General features: G+C 61.6%; 12 protein-coding genes. 1 reads left to right on the top strand and 11 read right to left on the bottom strand.

Annotated elements, in window-relative coordinates:
• Positions 1-105 precede the first annotated feature (105 nt).
• From pgm to ACODSV_RS23720, 4 genes are all read right to left on the bottom strand, one after another.
• Complete coding sequence (gene pgm, locus ACODSV_RS23735; RefSeq protein ID WP_024075596.1) at positions 106-1,749, bottom strand: phosphoglucomutase (alpha-D-glucose-1,6-bisphosphate-dependent); 1,644 nt, start codon at positions 1,747-1,749, stop codon at positions 106-108.
• Between the two features lie 106 nt (positions 1,750-1,855).
• Positions 1,856-3,262, bottom strand: a complete 1,407-nt coding sequence (locus tag ACODSV_RS23730) for an aminotransferase-like domain-containing protein (protein ID WP_150054655.1) — start codon at positions 3,260-3,262, stop codon at positions 1,856-1,858.
• 36 nt (positions 3,263-3,298) lie between these two features.
• Positions 3,299-4,714: a hypothetical protein gene (locus ACODSV_RS23725; RefSeq protein WP_150054656.1), complete on the bottom strand. Its 1,416-nt coding sequence runs from the start codon at positions 4,712-4,714 to the stop codon at positions 3,299-3,301.
• A gap of 713 nt (positions 4,715-5,427) precedes the next feature.
• The gene (locus ACODSV_RS23720; RefSeq protein WP_150054657.1) at positions 5,428-6,441 is read right to left on the bottom strand and encodes a zinc-dependent alcohol dehydrogenase family protein; all 1,014 of its coding nucleotides are present in this window, start codon (positions 6,439-6,441) and stop codon (positions 5,428-5,430) included.
• A gap of 266 nt (positions 6,442-6,707) precedes the next feature.
• Here ACODSV_RS23720 and ACODSV_RS23715 point away from each other — a divergent pair, with 266 nt between their 5' ends.
• Positions 6,708-7,622 (top strand): LysR family transcriptional regulator, encoded by a 915-nt coding sequence (locus ACODSV_RS23715; RefSeq protein WP_024075600.1) that lies wholly within the window; start codon positions 6,708-6,710, stop codon positions 7,620-7,622.
• Between the two features lie 40 nt (positions 7,623-7,662).
• Here ACODSV_RS23715 and ACODSV_RS23710 read toward each other — a convergent pair whose 3' ends face one another.
• From ACODSV_RS23710 to ACODSV_RS23680, 7 genes are all read right to left on the bottom strand, one after another.
• Positions 7,663-7,800: a hypothetical protein gene (locus ACODSV_RS23710; RefSeq protein WP_190300942.1), complete on the bottom strand. Its 138-nt coding sequence runs from the start codon at positions 7,798-7,800 to the stop codon at positions 7,663-7,665.
• A 31-nt stretch (positions 7,801-7,831) separates the two neighbouring features.
• On the bottom strand, positions 7,832-10,510 hold the full coding sequence (gene aceE / locus ACODSV_RS23705) for a pyruvate dehydrogenase (acetyl-transferring), homodimeric type (protein ID WP_190300943.1): 2,679 nt from the start codon (positions 10,508-10,510) through the stop codon (positions 7,832-7,834).
• A 75-nt stretch (positions 10,511-10,585) separates the two neighbouring features.
• Positions 10,586-11,344, bottom strand: coding sequence for a 3-oxoacyl-ACP reductase FabG (gene fabG / locus ACODSV_RS23700; protein WP_150054660.1), 759 nt, complete (start codon positions 11,342-11,344; stop codon positions 10,586-10,588).
• On the bottom strand, positions 11,341-12,786 hold the full coding sequence (locus ACODSV_RS23695; RefSeq protein WP_150054661.1) for an FAD-binding oxidoreductase: 1,446 nt from the start codon (positions 12,784-12,786) through the stop codon (positions 11,341-11,343). The genes fabG and ACODSV_RS23695 overlap by 4 nt, the downstream gene beginning before the upstream one ends.
• Positions 12,783-13,652 carry a fumarylacetoacetate hydrolase family protein gene (locus tag ACODSV_RS23690; RefSeq protein WP_150054662.1) on the bottom strand — a complete coding sequence of 290 codons (870 nt, stop codon included), beginning with the start codon at positions 13,650-13,652 and terminating at the stop codon, positions 12,783-12,785. The genes ACODSV_RS23695 and ACODSV_RS23690 overlap by 4 nt, the downstream gene beginning before the upstream one ends.
• The gene (locus ACODSV_RS23685) at positions 13,640-14,071 is read right to left on the bottom strand and encodes an acyl-CoA thioesterase (RefSeq protein ID WP_095054053.1); all 432 of its coding nucleotides are present in this window, start codon (positions 14,069-14,071) and stop codon (positions 13,640-13,642) included. The genes ACODSV_RS23690 and ACODSV_RS23685 overlap by 13 nt, the downstream gene beginning before the upstream one ends.
• Before the next feature lie 46 nt (positions 14,072-14,117).
• The gene (locus ACODSV_RS23680; protein WP_150054663.1) at positions 14,118-15,947 is read right to left on the bottom strand and encodes an acyl-CoA dehydrogenase family protein; all 1,830 of its coding nucleotides are present in this window, start codon (positions 15,945-15,947) and stop codon (positions 14,118-14,120) included.
• Positions 15,948-15,952 lie beyond the last annotated feature (5 nt).

The raw sequence follows: 15,952 nt of genomic DNA, 5'->3' as shown, positions 1-15,952 counted from the left end.
ACAAAAAAGCCTTAACTGAACGGCATTAGGGCAAGCCCGCTCGCCACAGTTACAGCGTGCCGCCTTGACTGGCTGGCATTGGGGCTTGCCCCCTCCCACCTGGCGTTATTGAGTAATGGCGCCGTCGACCAGCACCTGCGCCTCTTCCACCAACTGTTTGAGGTGATCTTCGCCAATGAAACTCTCGGCGTAGATCTTGTAGATGTCCTCGGTGCCCGATGGGCGCGCGGCGAACCAGCCGTTTTCGGTCATGACCTTCAAGCCGCCAATCGCCTGGTTGTTGCCGGGTGCATGGCTGAGGATCTGCTGGATGCTTTCCCCCGCCAATTGGGTAGAGGTCACTTGCTGCGGCGACAGTTTGCCCAGCAGGGCTTTCTGCGCCGGCGTGGCCTTGGCGTCGACGCGGATGGCGAAGGGTTCGCCCAGGGCGTCCGTCAGGCCACGGTAGATCTGGCTTGGGTCCTGGCCTTTGCGCGAGGTCATTTCTGCCGCGAGCAACGCTGGGATCAGGCCGTCCTTGTCGGTGCTCCACACCGTGCCGTCCTTGCGCAGGAACGACGCGCCGGCGCTTTCTTCGCCGCCAAAGCCCAGCGAGCCGTCGAACAGGCCGTCGGCAAACCACTTGAAGCCCACCGGCACTTCGTACAGGCGACGGCCGATGCGTGCGGCCACGCGATCAATCAAGCCGCTGCTGACCACGGTCTTACCCACGGCGGCGTCGGCGCGCCAGTCAGGCCGATTCTGGAACAGGTAGTCGATGGACACTGCCAGGTAATTGTTCGGCGCCAACAGCCCACCGGATGGGGTGACGATGCCATGGCGATCGTGGTCCGGGTCACACGCGAAGGCCACGTCGAAACGCTCCTTCAGGCCGATCAGGCCCTGCATGGCGTAGCTGGAGGACGGGTCCATGCGAATCTGGCCGTCCCAGTCGACGCTCATGAAGCGGAACGTGGCATCGACCTCGGTGTTCACCACGTCCAGGTTCAGGCGGTAATGCTCGGCGATGGCCGACCAGTAGCGCACCCCTGCTCCGCCCAACGGATCGACACCCAGACGCAGATCGGCACTGCGAATCGCGTCCATGTCGATCACGTTGATCAGGTCGGCCACATAGCTGTTGAGGTAGTCATGGCGATGGGTGGTGTCGGCCTTGAGCGCCTGGGCGTGGGTGATGCGCTTGACCCCGGCCAGTTTGGCGGCCAGCAGTTCGTTGGCCTTGGCTTCGATCCACTTGGTGACGTGGGTATCGGCCGGGCCGCCGTTGGGCGGGTTGTACTTGTAGCCACCACTTTGCGGCGGGTTGTGGGACGGGGTAATGACAATCCCGTCGGCCAGGCCATGGGTGCGGCCCCGGTTGTAGCAGATGATCGCGTGGGAAATCGCCGGGGTTGGCGTGTATTCATCGCCTTCGGCCAGCATCACATGGACGCCATTGGCAGCCAGCACTTCCAGGGCGCTGGCACCCGCGGGCGTCGACAGCGCATGGGTGTCCAGGCCGACAAACAGCGGGCCGTCGATGCCTTGGGCTTCGCGGTACAGGCAAATGGCCTGGCTGATGGCGAGTACATGCCATTCGTTGAAGCTCAGGTCGAACGAGCTGCCACGGTGACCGGAAGTGCCAAAGGCCACGCGCTGGGTGGAGATCGCTGCATCAGGCTGGCCGGTGTAATAGGCCGTGACCAGTCGCGGGATATCCACCAGCAACTGGGCTGGCGCCGGCTTGCCCGCAAAAGGACTGATTGTCATGCATAAACCTCAGAGAGATGGATTCGGAAAAAATGACAGTTTACTGAGAGTTGGACTACTGCGCGACGGTATCGATCCTACAAGCCTAAGAGAATTTTTTAACATCCTAGCCGGTCTGTGCCTGCAACAGCGCCTGCGCCAGGGTATCCAGGGCAATGTCCAGGTTGGGCTGCCCATTGAACGTGTGGCTCAGTCGCAGATGCTGGTGATGCAGGCCACTGAGGCTGAACAATTCACCAGGGGCAATCACGACCTGCTGGGCCACTGCACGTTGGAATACCTGGCGCATGTCCACCGCCGCCACCGACTGCAACCAGAAGCTGGCCCCGGCGACGGGCATTCGATAGGTCACGCGCCCTTCCAGGCGCATATCCAGGCGTTCACTCATGGCCGCGGCCTGTTCCCGCAAGCGTTGGCGCAATGCCTCCAAGTGCTGGTCCAGCCGCCCGCTTTGGTATAGGCGCGCAATCGCATGCTGGCGCATCGACGACAGGCGAAACGCGCGCAACAGGAACTGGCGCTGCAACTCGCTGGCCAGATGACGAGACAGCACATACCCGAAGGGCGCCTCCGGGCCGAGCATTTTCTCGAACGACGAGAACACGATCAGCCGCTCAGGGTTGATCAGGTCACGCATTGCTCTCTGGCGTGGCGCGAAGCACAGCTCACCAAAACAATCATTCTCCAGCAACCAACAGCCAGATTGGTCCAACAGGCTCGCCAGTCGTAGCTGATCGTAGGCAGGCAAGGCGTGGCCTGAAGGCATACTGACCACCGACGACAGCAGCACCAGGTGCACCGATTCGTGGCGCAGCCAGTGCTCGAACAACGCCAGGTCCGGACTGCCATCGGCCTGCCAGGGCCATTCGACGACCCGTACGCCAGCAGCCTGCAACAAGCGCAGGATCAAGTAATCGCAGGGGGATTCGACCACGACCGTCTTACCCTTCAGGCCCAGCACCTCGATCAGGATCTCCAGTACCCCGCGCAGGTCCGCACCGATATAGACGTCATCCGCCTGCCAGCAGCGCGTCGGCGACGAGGTATAACGGGCCGCCAGCGCCGCGCGCAGCTCCCACACCCCGCACGGTTGCGACCAGGGTTGCAGGTGGCGCGGATGCAGGCGCACCAGTTGGCGCTCGAGCGTCAGCAAGGCGCTATCCAGCGAGCCCAGCAGCGTCGGCTCATCGCCGCTGAGCACGCTCATCCCCGGTCGCCGCGCGGCGGCATATAAGCGCTCGAGCAGGTCGCCTCCCACCGCCATCAGTGGGTTAGCCGTTACGGGCCAGGCGAAATAGCCCGATTTGGCCACCGAGTAGACCCGGCCCTCCTTTTCCAGCAGCGAGTAGGCGTACTGGATCGTCGAGATCGACACATTCAGGCGCGTCGACAATTGCCGCAGGGACGGCAGTTTGGCCGGGGTATCCAGGCTGACTTCGTTGATAAGGTTGATCATGTAGCGGTACACCGCCTGGTAGGCAAAGTCCGCCTGCCGCTCACCACGCAGGGTCATTGCCACGCACCCGGACCAATACGCCAGCGCACGGACTCAACGCCCGGACAACTGAAAGGCTTGCGCCTCGGCATGCGTACCGCGCCGCCCCCGCGCATGCCCGGCCTCCAGGGGCCGCTTGCGGTACAGATGCTGCAACAAGGACAACGGCAAGCCACTGGCGTCAATGACCCACTGCAACAGCATATCGGCGACGGGTTTGCCTTGAAGCGCCTTGTGCAATTCGGGGAGCGCCACCAGCATGCCCGGATGGCATTGGCGCAGGTAACCTTCCAATCGCTCGCCGTGGTGAATGAAGGGTGAAAACAGCAGGCAGGTCAATTGGCTCTCATCCAGGCCAAAGAACGCCTGGGCATAGGCCGTTGACAGGGCACGACCGTCCCCCGTCGGCGCTTGCGCGATCAAGTGTTCGGGAATCTGCCGGCTACACATGTAATCCTGCGCCTGCCGGAGAAACGCCTCCACCCCATCCTCATAGGCAAGATCGCGCAGACACTCGGCCTGCAAGCCTCGCAGATGGGCCATCAGCAAAGGGTTCGGGTAAGTGGGATGGCTGAAGTGGACACCAAATGGATCAGGCCTATAGCTCAAAAACTCGGTAAGCAACGGCGCTGTGGCCGGGTTCATGCCATTGAGCAAGTCGGCAATCCCGATATACGCCAGATGGCGGTGCCCGCCCCGACCTGGACTTTCCGGGGGCGTGTATTGGTCGCCGTAGAGATCCTGGTAACAGCCGTTGCTCCACTCTTCCATGCAGGCAAACAGACGGTTGAGCGACGAGGGGCTGCCGGGGGGAATGACGACACCCGCCGCCAGCGCATTCTTTTTCAGCCAGGCCAGGTACTGGCCCTGCTTGCGCGGGGAGTCGCCGCTGACCAAGGCATGCACGCCTGCGTTCCAACTGGTGACGCGCGGGTAGAAATCCGCCAGGGCCAGGTAAGTGTCATTGCACAGCGTGGCGCGAACATCCCCGGAGGTCATGTGCCCCACCATCACCCTATTGCGCTGACTTACGGCGGTGCCAGCACTGGAGGGCGGGCGTTGGTGGTTGAAAGGCAGCACTTCCTGATTTTCCACCATCAACAACTCCACCCGGGGGTCGTCATGGAAAAACAACATGCCGTAGCCATGATGCAAGGTATCGAGCGTGGCCTGGGTCATGCCCGTATGCCGCAAGGTGGCAACCCGTAGCTGGAACGTCCCGGGCGCGCGAACGGCGATACTCAGTTGCGCCGCGCGCAACAGCGCCAGGGTGTAGCTGCTGACCTCGCCACCCCCATGGGCCACCATGATCTTGTATTGCCCCACTTGCTCCATGCCGCCGGCCGCCACGACGATTCGCTGAATAAGCAATTGAAGTGCTGTACGTTCGGCACGCGTAAAGTGCCCGATTAAACGTTGCAGAACTTGATGATAAACATAGTTCATGGCTTGTTCGTGAATAGAGCTCATCGTTCTACTACCTGAGTTGAAGTATCAGTTTCAAGCAACTATTGAGCATATTTGCTCGACTTATTACATATGTAGACGCGTGGTCCATCGCGCGGTATGACGTTGGATAAACTTTAGCACGCTGCAACAAAGTCCCAGGGCTTGCCAATTACGCACCCGTCGCGCCCTTCTTCCCTGAAACCCTTATACCAAGGCCCTGATTAGGCCCTAGGAACGCTCTGACAGCGTCCTACACTGGCTTATCCGGAAAACTAAAGAAGTTTCCGACAACTATAATTTATCCGACTAAATGAATTGTTCTTGAAAGAGCGGGCATCGCCTGCCGGGACACCCACGATCTTCCTCATCGGCAAACATCGAGAAGTTCCAGTTTCATACATTTGAAGCGCAAATGTCAGATATTCAATCATTGCTCAATCCTTGAGATGACAGTGAAGACACAATTATCAGTGCTGGAATAATGATTAACAGATACAGAACAGGACGAGAAATCCGTTCAGATGGTAAATGGGTGCGGCGAAGCTGACGCAAACGTAAAGATGCCGCACTGGGATTCAGGGCGGCATTCAGGAGAAAGGTCGGGTTTTGCGGGACGATGTGCCTGAACGATGGCTCAACCCTCGCGCGGGTTAAGCCCTGACAAATGGCACATTTGCCTCATTCATCCAGACGACCGAGCATTCATTTGCGAATACTCCTACAGCTCAAACAGCTTAAACCTGCAATGCAACACGCTCTCGGCACGGGCATTCGTCCATATAGCGGTGCGCTTCGACGAACTGGTTGAACGGAAACACCGTGGTTTTGAGGGGCACCAGCACACGGTCGGCGGTCAACTGGTTGATATCACGCAACGCTCGTTGCAGCGCAACCTGATCCTGGATGATGCCCAGCTCCGGTTTACCCGTGAAGTTGCCGATGCAATGTACAAAGAACTGAATGTTCTTCTGGAACGCAGCACACGCTGGGAAGGGTGTCTGGTTGCCACCTTGCAAGCCGTACAGCACCAGGCTGCCACGCGGAGCCAGTACATCGCCGAGCAGCGACATTTGTGGGCCACCCAAGCCATCGAACACAACGTCGACACCGCGGTTGTCGGTGATCTTGTTGACCTGCATGAGCAGGTCCTGTTCTTCGGTGACGATGACCTTTTCGGCGCCGAGGGACAGCAGGTACTCGCGCTCAGCGCTGTCCTTGGTCGCGGCAATCACCCGAACACCCAAGGCTTTGCCCAGTTGCACGAAGGACGGACCGGCACAGTGGCTGGCGTCAGTCACCAGTGCAAACTGGCCGGGTTTGACCCGCGCCAGGTCGACATAGGCAAAGTAGGCAATCAACAGCGGCGTGTAGTGCACGCTGGCTTCGATCGGGCTCAAGACATCCGGATAACCGGTCAGGGCGGTGCGTGGCAAGACGATCTGTTCGCCATACACCGGATAATCATTGGGGCTCTCGGCCGGAAAACTGGCCACCTTATCGCCCACGGCCAAATCATCCACGCCGTCACCGAGCGCCACCACAACACCCGCCATTTCATGGCCAAGGCCAGACGGCAGGCGTGCATGGGAGGATGCCAGGTTCTGGCGCCACAAAATGTCATACCAACTGATGCCAATCGCCTCGACACGCACCTGCACTTCGCCCGGTGCAGGCTGCGCGGCTGCATGCTCTTCGCATTTGAGCACCTCGGCCGGACCAAACTTGTGAAAACGGATCGTGCGGGACATCGCAAACCTCGTCAAAGTAACCTCTATTGCCACGAACTCTATCTGGGCTTTCCGGGTAAGACCACCGGTCGCCGTTAATAGTCGACATGTCTGTCATTGATTCCGCATCTGAGGAATAACCCTCAAGTATCGTAGGAAAACTCAATTAGCCGGTGCAGAGTACCAGCCTTTCCCCGTAAGATTCATGCCGGTCATGCTTCCAAGTAGAACCCAAGGGCTCTATATGGCCGCTCTCGTCAAGTTTGCTGACTCTTCCAGGACACAAGATGAACCGTAACGACCTGCGTCGTGTCGACCTGAACCTCTTGATCGTATTCGAAACCTTGATGCACGAGCGCAGTGTGACCCGCGCGGCCGAGAAATTGTTCCTGGGCCAACCGGCCATCAGCGCAGCATTATCGCGCCTGCGCGGCCTGTTCGACGACCCGCTGTTCGTGCGTACCGGGCGCAGCATGGAGCCATCGGCCCGCGCCGTGGAAATCTTCGCCCTGCTCTCCCCGGCCCTGGACTCTATTTCCACCGCCGTCAGCCGCGCCGCCGAGTTCGACCCGGCCACCAGCACCGCCGTGTTCCGCATCGGCCTGTCCGACGACGTCGAGTTCGCCCTGCTTCCGCAATTGCTCAAGCGCCTGCGTGCCGAAGCCCCTGGCATCGTGCTGGTGGTACGCCGCGTCAACTACATCCTGATGCCAGGCCTGCTGGCTTCCGGAGAAATCTCCATCGGCGTCAGCTACACCGCCGACTTGCCGGCCAACGCCAAGCGCAAGGTGCTGCGCCGCAGCCTGCCCAAACTACTGCGCGCTGACAGCGTACCCGGCGCCCTCAGCCTGGACGACTTCTGCGCCCGCCCCCATGCGCTGGTGTCGTTTGCCGGCGACTTGAGCGGGTTTATCGATGAAGAGCTGGAGAAGCTCGATCGCAAACGCCATGTGGTGCTGGCCGTACCGCAGTTCAATGGCTTGGGTACGTTGCTGGCGGGGACCGATATTGTCGCCATCGTGCCGGACTACGCCGCCGAAGCACTGACCGCCGCGGGCGGCTTGCGGGCTGAGGAACCGCCGTTGCCGGTGCGCTCGTTTGAGTTGCATATGGCCTGGCGGGGATCGCAGGACAATGATCCGGGGGAGCGGTGGTTGCGGTCGAGGATTCAGATGTTTTTTGGGGACCCTGAGAGTCTTTGATTCAAGCCGTCGCACACTTAAACGCTGGATGACCGGGCACTCACAACGGCCCGCAAAAGAGCTGCTGGCACTGCTGCTGAGCCAGATGGGTGGCGACCAGCAAGGTACGCCAACCCTCAAGGTCATATGACAGCACCTGCCACACCAGCCACAGCCACAGGTAGCTGAGTTGGAACACCGCCCAGGTCAATCCTGGCTATCCACGGCGGTCAAGCATGGCGATTATCCGTATCGTCCATGACACGACGGGCTTTGGCGACCGTGTCTGCGGCCAGGCGTCCTTGCTCCACCAATGCCTGCAGAGCCGTCAGGCAGATCGCCTGGCTGTCCACCTCGAAGTAACGCCGCAGGGCGCGCCGGGTGTCTGAACAGCCGAAGCCATCCGTGCCCAGCACCTTGAAGGGCGCACTGACATAGGGAGCGATGAGTTGCGCATAGGCCCTGACATAGTCCGTCGCCGCCACGACCGGCGCGGACCCGCCCAGGCATTGCTCGACATGTCCCAGTGTCGTCTGCGCACCCGCCAGACGCGCGTGTTGGGCAGACCTGGCATCGCGTTCAAGCTCGCTGAAACTGGTGACACTCCAGACCTGCACCGTCACGCCCCATTGCTCGCGCAGCCGGTTCGCCGCCGCCAGCACTTCATTGAGGATCGCGCCGCTTCCAAGCAGGCGCACCAACGGCGCGTCCGACCCGGCGTCCAGTGTGTCGAGCAGGTACATGCCCTTGATCACATCCGCCTCGGCACCGTCCGGCAGCGACCGTTGCAGGTAATTTTCATTGGTCACGGTGAGGTAGTAAAAGACGTCCTCCTGGGCGGTCAGCATGCACTTGAGCCCATGGTCCACAATCACTGCCAATTCACCGGCAAACGCCGGGTCGTAGGCTCGGCAGTTGGGCACGGTCGCCGCGACAACATGGCTTGAACCGTCTTGATGCTGCAGCCCCTCCCCGGCCAGGGTCGTGCGCCCTGACGTCGCCCCGATCAGAAAGCCGCGGGTGCGCTGGTCAGCCGCGGCCCAGATCAAATCGGCAACACGCTGGAAGCCGAACATGGAATAGAAAATGTACACCGGCAGCATCGCCATGCCGTGGGTGCTGTAGGCGGTACCTGCGGCGATCCATGAAGACATCGCCCCAGCCTCGGTGATGCCTTCCTCAAGGATCTGACCATCGCGAGCCTCGCGATACGACACGATAGAATCCTTGTCTTCGGGTGTATAAAGTTGGCCCTGGGGCGAATAGATACCGTACTTGTGGAAGAGATTGGCCATGCCGAACGTGCGCGCCTCGTCGGCCACAATCGGCACGATGCGCTCGCCTAACACCGGGGCCTTGAGCAATGTGCCCAACATGCGCACGAATGCCAGGGTGGTGGACATCGGCTTGCTTTCCCCCACTGATGCAAAGCCTGCGAACTCACTGGCCGCCGGCGTTTCCAAAGGCACTGCAACGCTGCTGCGGCTCGGTAGGTAACCGTGGAGGGCCTGGCGGCGGCTGTGCAGGTAGCGCATCACAGGGCTGTCGGCTTCAGGCTTGAACAACCGAGCAGCATGAACATCCTCGTCGCTCAGGGGCAGCGCGAAGCGGTCGCGGAACGCCAACAGCGCCTCAGCGTCGAGCTGTTTCTGCTGGTGCGCGATCATCTTGCCTTGCCCCCAGCGCCCCATGCCATGGCCCTTCTCGGTCTTGGCCAGGATCACCGTCGGGCGGCCCTTGCAGGCCAGCGCGGCGGTGTAGGCGGCGTGAATCTTCAAGGGGTCGTGGCCGCCGCGGCGCATTTGCTCCAGCTGGTGGTCATCCAGGTGCGCGACCTTCTCCAGCAACCGTGGGTGTCGAGCGAAAAAGCGTTGACGCCTGGCCGCGCCGTCCAGTGTGGAGAGCGACTGGTATTCACCATCGACGGTGATGTCCAGGTAATGCTGGAGCACGCCATCATGGTCCTGGTCGAGCAGTGCATCCCACTCACTGCCCCACAGCACTTTGACCACGTTCCAGCCGGCCCCTAGAAACTGCGCCTCAAGCTCTTCAATCACTTTGCCGTTGCCACGCACCGGGCCGTCGAGGCGCTGCAGATTGCAGTTGATCACGAAGGTCAGATTGTCGAGCCCTTCACGTGCCGCCAGGCCCAGCGCCGCGAGCGATTCAGGCTCGTCCATCTCGCCGTCGCCGAAAAAGCCCCAGACGTGGCGTGTCGACGATGGGCTCAGGTGACGATGCTGCAGGTAGCGCATAAAGCGGGCCTGGTAGATGGCGCTGATCGGCCCCAACCCCATGGAACCGGTTGGGAATTGCCAGAAATCAGGCATTGACCACGGGTGGGGGTAGGAACACAGGCCCTCACCGCCGGCTTCGCGCCGGTAGTTGGCCAGTTGGCGCTCGCTCAAGCGGCCTTCGAGGAAAGCGCGCGCATAAATGCCCGGCGCCGAATGCGCCTGGAAGAACACCAGGTCATTGGTTTCACCGCTGGGCCCGGCGCGGAAGAAGTGATTGAAGCCCACCTCGAACAGGTCGGCCGCCGACGCGTAGCTGGCAATGTGACCACCCAACTCGCCATGACGGCGGTTGGCCTGGACCACCATAGCCATGGCGTTCCAGCGGACCCATCCCGCCAACTGGCGCTCCAGTTCCAGGTCACCGCTAAAGTGTCCCTGCTCACTGTGATGAAGCGTATTGCAGTAAGCGGTGCGCAATGTGGTCGACGCTGCTATGCCGCAACGCCCGGCCTGCCTGATCAGGCGCTGTAACAAGTAGCGTCCGCGTTCCACTCCCACGTGGTGCACGACGCCATCAAAGGCGTCCAGCCATTCCTTGGTTTCCTCGGGGTCGACGTCAACGGGAAGCTGCAGCGCAACACCCAGCTGCACGCCCCCAAGTCTGGCATCCATTGTCATGTTGATAGGCTCCGAAAAATTCAAAGTAGCGCGTCGGCACCCGGTTCCGGCGAGTGCTCAGCCGACCGCTCAGGTCACCAGGCCACCGTCCACCACCATGACCTGGCCGGTCATGTAGGCCGCATCCTGCGACAACAGGAAGGCCACCACCTTGGCCACCTCTTGCGCGGTGCCGAAGCGACGCATGGGGATGCGGTTTTCCATTTCTGCCACCCGTCGCTCGTTGAGCTTGCGGGTCATATCGGTGTCGATGAACCCAGGTGCGACGACATTGAGACGCACGCCACGGGCGGCAAATTCGACTGCCATCGAGCGCGTCATACCGATCAAACCCGCCTTGCTCGCGCAATAGTTGGCCTGCCCAGGGACGCCGATCAGCCCGGAAATCGAGGCCATGTTCACCACCGCACCAAAGCCCTGCTCGACGAACAGCGGCAACACCGCCCTGCAGGCATGAAATGCGCTGTCGAGGTTGCTGCCAATCACGCTGTGCCACTGTTCGGCGCTCATGGCCAACGCACTGCGGTCCTGGGTGATACCGGCGTTATTGACCAAACCCTCCAGGGCGCCAAAGTGCGCCACGCAACGCTTGACCGCCTGCTCGATGGCATTGGCATCACGCCCGTCGGCGCGCACCGGCAGCACCCGGTCGGTACCGAGGGAGGCCGCCAATTGTTCGGCCTGATCCGCATTATTGAGGTAGGTGAAACACACGTTCAGGCCCCGTGCCACGAGGTCTTCGACTACCGCGGCGCCCAGCCCGCGTGAACCGCCGGTTACCAGAACCGTACGCATTGGGCTACCGGCCCCGTTGGATTTATCGGTCATGGACGCGCCTCCCTGACAGGTGTTTCGAAGGAAAAAATCTTTCCGGGGTTGAGAATATTGTGCGGGTCCAGCGTGCGCTTGATCGCGCGCATCATCTCGACGGCGCCTGCACCTGCCTGGTCGACCAGGTAGCCTTGCTTGTGCAGCCCGATACCATGTTCGCCGGTGCAGGTGCCCGAGAGCCGAATGGCCCGTGCCACCAGCCGATCGTTCAGTGACTCGGCCAATGCCCTTTGCTGAGGGTCGTTAGGATCAATCAAGTAGCCGAAGTGGAAATTCCCGTCCCCCACATGCCCCACCAGGAAATACGGCAGGCCCGTCGCGTCGACTTCAGCGATGGACTCAAGCAGGCATTCGGCGAGGCGGCTGATTGGCACGCAAGTGTCGGTGCTGATTGCGCGACAGCCGGGCTGCGATTGAATCGCGGCAAAATAGGCATGGTGCCGGGCCGTCCATAGCCGCCGACGCGCCTCGACGCTGGTCGCCCACTCAAACGACTGGCCGCCCCACTCGCCAGCAATCGCTTCCACGGCCTGCGCTTGCTCACGCACACCCAGTTCGCTGCCATGGAACTCCATCAACAGCATCGGCGTCTGCGGCAGTTCCAGTTTGCTGTGCACATTGACCATGCGCACGGTGTTGGCGTCGATCAGCTCGATTCGCGCCACGGCGATACCGGATTGGATGACCTGGATCGCCACGTTCACCGCCTGGTCGATGCTGTCGAACGAACACACCGCAGCGCAGATCGACTCCGGCACCGGGTGCAGGCGCAACGTGATCTCACTGATGATGCCCAGGGTACCTTCGCTGCCAACCATCAAATGGGTAAGGTCATACCCGGCACTGCTTTTTTTCGCGCGGGTACCGGTACGGATAACATCGCCGCCAGCGGTGACCACTTGCAGGGCCAGCACATTCTCTTTCATCGTGCCGTAGCGCACAGCATTGGTCCCGCTGGCACTCGTGGCGCACATGCCACCGATGGACGCATCGGCACCCGGGTCGATGGGAAAGAACAGACCGGTATTTTTCAAGGCTTCTTCAAGCTGGCGGCGGGTCACGCCCGGCTGCACGGTGACGCTCATGTCTTCGGCATGGATCGCCAGGATCTGGTTCATCTGGCTCAGGTCAAGGCTGATGCCGCCCTGCACCGCCAGCAGATGGCCTTCGACCGACGATCCGGCACCGTAAGCGATCAGCGGCACGCGGTGAGCGGCCACCAGGCGCACGGTGTCAACGATGTCCTCGGTGCTGCGGGCAAACACCACGGCCTGGGGCAACGGCGCATCGACATACGCCGATTCGTCGCGGCCATGCTGCTCACGTATGGCCGTAACGGTCGAACAGCGCTCATCGAAACGTGCCGCGAGTGCCTCGATCAGCTCGGCCGGCGCTTCACGCAGTACCGTGCGGGTAAAGGTCTGGGCGAGTTGGGTCATGTCACTTCCTTATAGAATGCGCGGCATACTTGACGCTGCGCGCCCAGGCCGACTACCTCGGCCTCGACCACATCGCCGTCGCGCAGAAACGGCTGGTCTGGTCGCCCCAATGCCATGCCGCCCGGGCTTCCGGTGAGGATCACGTCGCCAGGGTGCAGGGTCATGAAGCGGCTGAGGTAATGAATCAGGTGATGCACGTCGAAGATCATGTCCTCGCTGTTGTCACGCTGCATGACCTCGCCATTGACCCGGCAGATCAATTCCAGCGCCTGGGGCGACGGCACCTCATCGGCCGTCACCAGGTACGGTCCCAGCGGGGCAAACCCATCGAATGACTTGCCCTTGATCCATTGCCCGCCCCGTTCCAATAACCAACTGCGTTCGGACAGGTCATTGGCGGTGCAGTAACCCAGGATGCAGGCGGTCGCGTCAGCGGGCGTAGCCAAGTACTGGACCCGACGCCCGATGACCACACCCAACTCCACCTCCCAGTCGGTCTTGTCGCCGTCGAGCGGCAGCACCAGGTCATCGAACGGGCCTCCCAACGCATGCACCGATTTGCTCGACACAATCGGCTCTTCGGGCACCGCCATCCCGGCCTCCCGGGCATGCCGGTGGTAGTTCAGGCCGATCGACAGGATCTGCCCGGGCCGCAATGCCGGGCCGATGCGTTCGTGCTCGATATGAACCTGCGGCAGTTGCGCCCATTCCAGCGTGAAGCGTCGTGACAGCGCCTGCATTGCCACCACGGCCAGCGCTGCCCCGGTCCAGTCATCGACCCACGTACTGAGGTCCCGAACCGAGCCATCGACGCCGACTGCGCAGGGGCGCTCGCGCCCCGGTGCACCGACCCTCAGCAGGCGCATGACAGCGCCTTGCGTGGGTTGAGGAAGCGTTCGAAAAACGCCGTTTCCTCATCGCTCATGGTGCGCGGGTAGCGCCCCTCGTAGTTGAATGGCGCCATGGTGGTCGATGCCAGGGCGCACAACGTGTCGCCGTCGCGCACTTCATACTCGATCGTTACGGCGGCGGCACGAACTTCTGAGACCCACATATGGATGGCCACGGGTTCGTGGCGGTGGACCAGCGGGCGCTTGTACTCGATCGCATGCCTGACCACCACGGAGCCGCCGCTGAAGAAGGCATCGCCCTGCTCCGCGCCCAGGCGCCAGATGAAGTCCACCCGCGCTTCCTCCAGCAAGCGCAGGAACGAAACATTGTTGACCACCCCATACACGTCCATGTCGGACCAACGGACGGGGCATTGATAAATGTGTACGGACATGGAGGTCTCCGCAGTGGCCGAAGGGGCAACGCGTGCGCTGGCGGTATCAGTCGACATTGGCGCGCACCTGTTTGCAGAACGCCTGGATGTAGTCGTCCTGGGCGATGGGCGCGCGCAGCAACTCAGGGGACAGGGCAAAACCGTCGATCAGGGTCGTCACGTGTGGGCGCAGCGCTGCGCACTGTTGGTCGATCCGACCTGGCAGCGACAGGGCCTGGCCGGCGTCGATAAGCTCATGTGCCAGGAACCAAGCGGCGTCACGCTGCAGAAGATTAAGGCCATAAAGTGATGCCAGGCCATTGAGCGCCGCTTTGGCCTCGTCATGCTGCGCATGCAGCGAGGCACTCCAGAGTTGCTCCAGGGCCACACGTTCACCGCGCAGACGCGCAAGCTCCAGACCGGGATTCATGGCGTCGTTCCACACCTCGAAATAGCCGCGCTCGTCAGCGTTCATCTCCTCGCGAACGGTCAGCCACAGCTGGTATTCGCGAAAGGCGATAGCCGCGATCAACCACTCTGGCTCGGCCAGACGCCGCGCTGGGGCCGGACGCAGCGGCAACGGACCTTGCCAGGCCTGGGCGAGCAGTTGGCCGGCGACGGTGGCGAGCAGCACCAGGTTGTCACCTTCGGCCGTCACCAAACCTTGCAGCAGGGAACCGTAATCGGCGATGCGGTTAACGCTGAAAATACCTTGTGCACCACAGCGCTCGCGGCACTCGGCGATAACGGCGGTGGCATCCCAGGTGGTCAGTGCCTTGGTGATGTTGATCAGGCTGACGACATCGGCAGCCGGCTCAGCTGTATTGGCCAGGAAACGTGCCTTGGCTTCATTGAGCAGCAGCGTCATCGCATAGGTGCTGGCCAGTGCCGAGAACATAGCACGCTGGTAGCTGCGGTATTCGATGACCGGCATGTCGTTGGTCCCGGGGGCGTTGGTCAGCCGCTGCTGGCCATAGCGCAACGCGATGTACAAGCTCGCGCGACTTGCGCCCTGGGCGGCACTGGCGACGCACAAACGGCCTGGCACGATCCGCGACATGGCGCGCAGGAAGCGTGACCGGGCGTTGCCCGCGCCGAGGACAAAGCTGCCGTCTTCCGCGAAGTAGCCCATGTCGCCGTGCAGCAGACTGCTACGCGGTACACGCACGTTGTCGAACCAGGTCAGGCCGTTGTCCAGCCCTTGCACCGGCTTCTCGGGGCACAAGGCCGCGAGGATACCAGGGCATAAGCCCTCTTCAGTGGACAGCCTGATCAGGAACGGAAATACGCCGTGATCCTTGCCTTCGATTTTCAAGCGCGCCATCACGGTCGCGACTTTGGGGATATCGCCGAACCCGCTATAGGACATGTACTTTTGCGCGCTGGCACTGGGCGTATTGAGCGTAAACGTCTGGCTATGGCGGTCATACACGGCCTCGGTCTGCAACGCCGCGACGTTATTCCCAAAACCCAGTTCGGTCGCCATGTAGGGGCCGAATGAGGTCAGTTCGTCCAGCGCCTCGGTGAACCCCGCGATGTCGGGACGGCCCTGGGCATGATCGAATAACGTGCCCAGGCACAGGTTGTAGTGGACCATCAGCAGCGAGAAGCTGGCAACGTCCAGCAGGCTTGGCCATTCCGCCAGGGCAAACAGCCGACGCGGGTTGGCCAGAATCTGCAGCGGGCGTTCGAGCGCCGCGTGTACATGACGGCTGCGGGCATAGGCCAACCGTCCGGCCTGCTCCATGTTCAGGTCCGGCTGCGGGTCGAAGATCGGGTCGAACAGCACGTCGCGAATGCTCTGGTGATGGCTCTCGAACGTGCCGGCGAATAGCAGGTCGCGCAGTTCGTCGCGCGCCGAGGGGGCGACAGTTCCCGGGATGCTTGGATGAGTCATGACAT

The organism is Pseudomonas sp. FG86, from assembly GCF_057808775.1.
The sequence above is the reverse complement of the archived record's forward strand: the minus strand, read 5'-3'. Positions and strand labels throughout refer to the sequence as shown.

Bases quoted from the DNA above. Each gene is read 5' to 3' on its own strand.
- pgm (WP_024075596.1), bottom strand. From the start codon at position 1,749: ATGACAATCAGTCCTTTTGCGGGCAAGCCGGCGCCAGCCCAGTTGCTG.
- ACODSV_RS23730 (WP_150054655.1), bottom strand. From the start codon at position 3,262: ATGACCCTGCGTGGTGAGCGGCAGGCGGACTTTGCCTACCAGGCGGTG.
- ACODSV_RS23725 (WP_150054656.1), bottom strand. From the start codon at position 4,714: ATGAGCTCTATTCACGAACAAGCCATGAACTATGTTTATCATCAAGTT.
- ACODSV_RS23720 (WP_150054657.1), bottom strand. From the start codon at position 6,441: ATGTCCCGCACGATCCGTTTTCACAAGTTTGGTCCGGCCGAGGTGCTC.
- ACODSV_RS23715 (WP_024075600.1), top strand. From the start codon at position 6,708: ATGAACCGTAACGACCTGCGTCGTGTCGACCTGAACCTCTTGATCGTA.
- aceE (WP_190300943.1), bottom strand. From the start codon at position 10,510: ATGGATGCCAGACTTGGGGGCGTGCAGCTGGGTGTTGCGCTGCAGCTT.
- fabG (WP_150054660.1), bottom strand. From the start codon at position 11,344: ATGACCGATAAATCCAACGGGGCCGGTAGCCCAATGCGTACGGTTCTG.
- ACODSV_RS23695 (WP_150054661.1), bottom strand. From the start codon at position 12,786: ATGACCCAACTCGCCCAGACCTTTACCCGCACGGTACTGCGTGAAGCG.
- ACODSV_RS23690 (WP_150054662.1), bottom strand. From the start codon at position 13,652: ATGCGCCTGCTGAGGGTCGGTGCACCGGGGCGCGAGCGCCCCTGCGCA.
- ACODSV_RS23685 (WP_095054053.1), bottom strand. From the start codon at position 14,071: ATGTCCGTACACATTTATCAATGCCCCGTCCGTTGGTCCGACATGGAC.
- ACODSV_RS23680 (WP_150054663.1), bottom strand. From the start codon at position 15,947: ATGACTCATCCAAGCATCCCGGGAACTGTCGCCCCCTCGGCGCGCGAC.